The organism is Xanthomonas sp. SHU 199, from assembly GCF_000364665.1.
GTDB classification, from domain to species: Bacteria; Pseudomonadota; Gammaproteobacteria; order Xanthomonadales; family Xanthomonadaceae; genus Xanthomonas_A; species Xanthomonas_A sontii.
On the sequence record NZ_AQOI01000563.1, the window covers coordinates 1 to 3040 of the forward strand.

The following is a 3040-nucleotide window of genomic DNA, read 5'->3' on the forward strand; positions in this document are numbered from 1 at the left end:
AGGTGCTTGATCTCGCTGTTCATCGCGGTCAGGTTGTGCTTGACCGTGTCCATCGTCTCGGTGAGGCGGGCTTTTTCGCCGGGCAGGCGGTCCATGTTCTCGGACAGATCGCCGATGGCGTAGCGGCCCATGATCTGCGCCAAGCGCTCGGTTACCGCGATGTGCGCGGCGGCCAGGGCGTTGCTGTCGCGGACCATGCGCCCGTAGTCGCCTGGGAACACGGTTTCGTCCATGCGGTAGCTGATCTGGCCGGCGTCGTGGCGCTGGGCCATATCGGCCTGCGCGGCCAGCACGGCCTGCAGCTGCTGCTGCATGCGACCCATGGCGTTCAACAGGCGGCCGGTTTCGTCGCGGGCCTCGGTGCGCACGGCATTGTGCATGTCGCCATTGGCGATGGCCTCGGCGGTGCGGGTGGCCAGGCCCAGCGGTGCGGTCAGGCTGCGGGTGATGGTCAGCGCCAGCAAGGCGCTGAGTACCAGGGCCAGCACGGTACCGCCGATCAGCAGCATGCGGCCACGGTGCATCGCGTCCAGCGCCGCCTGATAGCCTTCGGCGGCCTGCGACTTCTGCCGGTCGGCGAACTCGCGGATCTTGCTCTGCCACGCCAGGGTTGCCGGCAGCGCTTCGCGGTTGAGCATCTCCAGCGCCTGGGCATTCTCGCCCTTTTCGCCCAGCGCGACGATGGCGTCGTTGATCTGTTTCGCAGCGGCGCGCTTGGCGTCCATGTCGGCGCGGATGACGCGGCCGCCGGCGGTGCTGGACAGCTTGTCCATCTTGGCGCGAGCCTCGGCGTAGCGCTCGCGCTGCCGATTGAAGGTCTCCAGCGCCTCTTGCCGCATCGTCGCGTTGGTGGAGGTGGTATAGGTGCTCAGCGCAACCAGCACGGAGGAGTTGGCGTCGAGCATCTGGTTGCTGAATTCGATCTTCGCCATGCGATCCAGCACGATCATGTCCAGGTGCTTGCGCGCCTCGGCCATGCCGGACAGCCCGATGATCACCAGGACCACCGAAAGAAGAATCAGCACGCCGAAGGCCGCCGACAGGCGGACACCGACGTTGTAGCGTTGCAGAAGGCGGGTCATTTCACATCTCCAAGGGGCGAAAAGGTTGCTCGGCGCGCAGGAATGCGACGTCGGCGGTGGACGCGGGCAGACGCGGACGGCCTGCGCTGGGGGCGGCGCCAGTCACATGGCGTGATGACGGGCGACGCGACAGGCGGGTCGTGCGAAAGCGCCGCACTCGCGACGGTGACCATGGCGTTGGCATGCCCCAGTTCCGCCGGCCATCGCCGACGGCGTCGGTCGATCGCTCGGTGGATGCGTCTTCGGTGTCGCAAGACCGCATGCATGGTGGCCCCCCGTGTACGAATGAAGGAACGACGCGTGTTGTGGCGCGCCGGAGATCCCGGGTGTAGGCAAGCTGACGAAACGGACCAAGGAACTGCAAGTCGAAGCTGCGCGCGTGCCGAAGGCAGACGCGAAAATGAACAGTCGTCAGGGCTGCGGTTTCCCCGTTCGGTTTTGCGACTTCAGCGATCGGCGCGTGCACCGAGCGATCCCTCTGAAGCGCCGAAGGACCTCCCCAGGCCCTGTCGGCACGCACCGGTGTAGACAAAAAGCGTGCGCTCGATTTGGTATCGACAGGCGCAGGAGATTCTTGAGCGCCTCAGTGCGGTCGTGCCGGCAGTGGTTGCCGTACGCCGCGTCGATGGAGACGATGCGGGCGCCAGCCAGCCAGCCAGCCTGCCTGCCGCACCGACATCGCGGCATCGCCTATCGAGCGGCCGTGCAGTGCACGGCCGCGCATCGACGCGACTGGGAGGAAGACTCAGAACTCCTGCCAGTCGCTGCTGGCCGCCTGGGCAAGCGCAACGGACTGCGGCGCCGGCCGCGGCTTGCGTGGCGGCGCAGACGGCACGCTGCGTGGGGCGGGGCGCGCCGTCGATGCGACCGCGATCGATGCGATCGCCGGCAGGGTGTCCAACTTGAACACGGCCACCGCGTCCTGCAACTGCGTGGCCTGTTCCTCCATCGAGCGCGCGGCGGCGGTGGCCTCTTCCACCAGGGCGGCATTCTGCTGGGTGGTCTCGTCCATCTGGGTGACGGTCTGGTTGACCTGCTCGATCCCCGACGCCTGCTCCTGCGAGGCCGCCGAGATCTCGCCCATGATGTCGGTGACGCGCTGCACCGAGGCCACGATCTCGGCCATGGTCTCGCCGGCCTGGCGTACCAGGGTCGAGCCATTGGCCACCTGGTCCACCGAGTCGTCGATCAGGCTCTTGATCTCCTTGGCCGCATTCGAGGAACGCTGGGCCAGGGTCCGCACCTCGCTGGCGACCACCGCGAAGCCGCGACCTTGTTCGCCGGCACGCGCCGCTTCCACCGCCGCGTTCAAGGCCAGGATATTGGTCTGGAAGGCGATGCCGTCGATCACGCCGATGATGTCGGCGATCTTCTTCGACGAGGCCTCGATGCCGCTCATGGTTTCGACCACCTGGCCGACCACGCTGCCGCCTTGCGAGGCCACCGAGGCGGCACCCGCTGCCAACTGGTTGGCCTGGCGCGCGTGCTCGGCATTCTGCTTGACGGTGGAGGTCAGCTCCTCCATCGACGCAGCGGTTTCTTCCAGGCTGGCGGCCTGCTGCTCGGTGCGGCGCGACAGGTCGTCGTTGCCGGCGGCGATCTCGGTCGAGGCCGCGTTGATGCTGACCGCCGCGGTCTGGATGCGACCGACGATGCCGGTCAGTTGTTCGACGGTGGCGTTGGCGTCGTCGCGCATGGTAGCGAACACGCCGTGGAACTCGCCTTCCATGCGCGCGGTGAGGTCGCCGGCGGCGATGGACTGCAGCAAGGCCGACAGCTTGCCCAGGTTGTGGTCGCTGACCTCCATCATCGCGTTGAGGTCCTGCACCATCAGCCGGAAGTCGTGCTGGAAGTGCGCCGCATCGCCGCGGGCGCTGAAGTCGCCGGCCGCCGCCGCGGCGGCCAGACGCTTGATCTCGGTGTTGATCGCCAACAGGCTGGCCTTGGCCGCATCCATC

Annotated in this window: 2 protein-coding genes; both read right to left on the reverse strand. The window is 67.4% G+C overall.

The genetic code is table 11. The features are described from left to right. Nucleotides 1–1082, reverse strand: a 1082-nt coding sequence (locus D183_RS0116785; RefSeq protein ID WP_017910023.1) for an MCP four helix bundle domain-containing protein, incomplete at its 3' end; no start/stop codon positions are given. Between the two features lie 745 nt (nucleotides 1083–1827). After that, a partial coding sequence (locus tag D183_RS25035) for a methyl-accepting chemotaxis protein (protein WP_017910024.1) occupies nucleotides 1828–3040 on the reverse strand: 1213 nt, incomplete at its 5' end.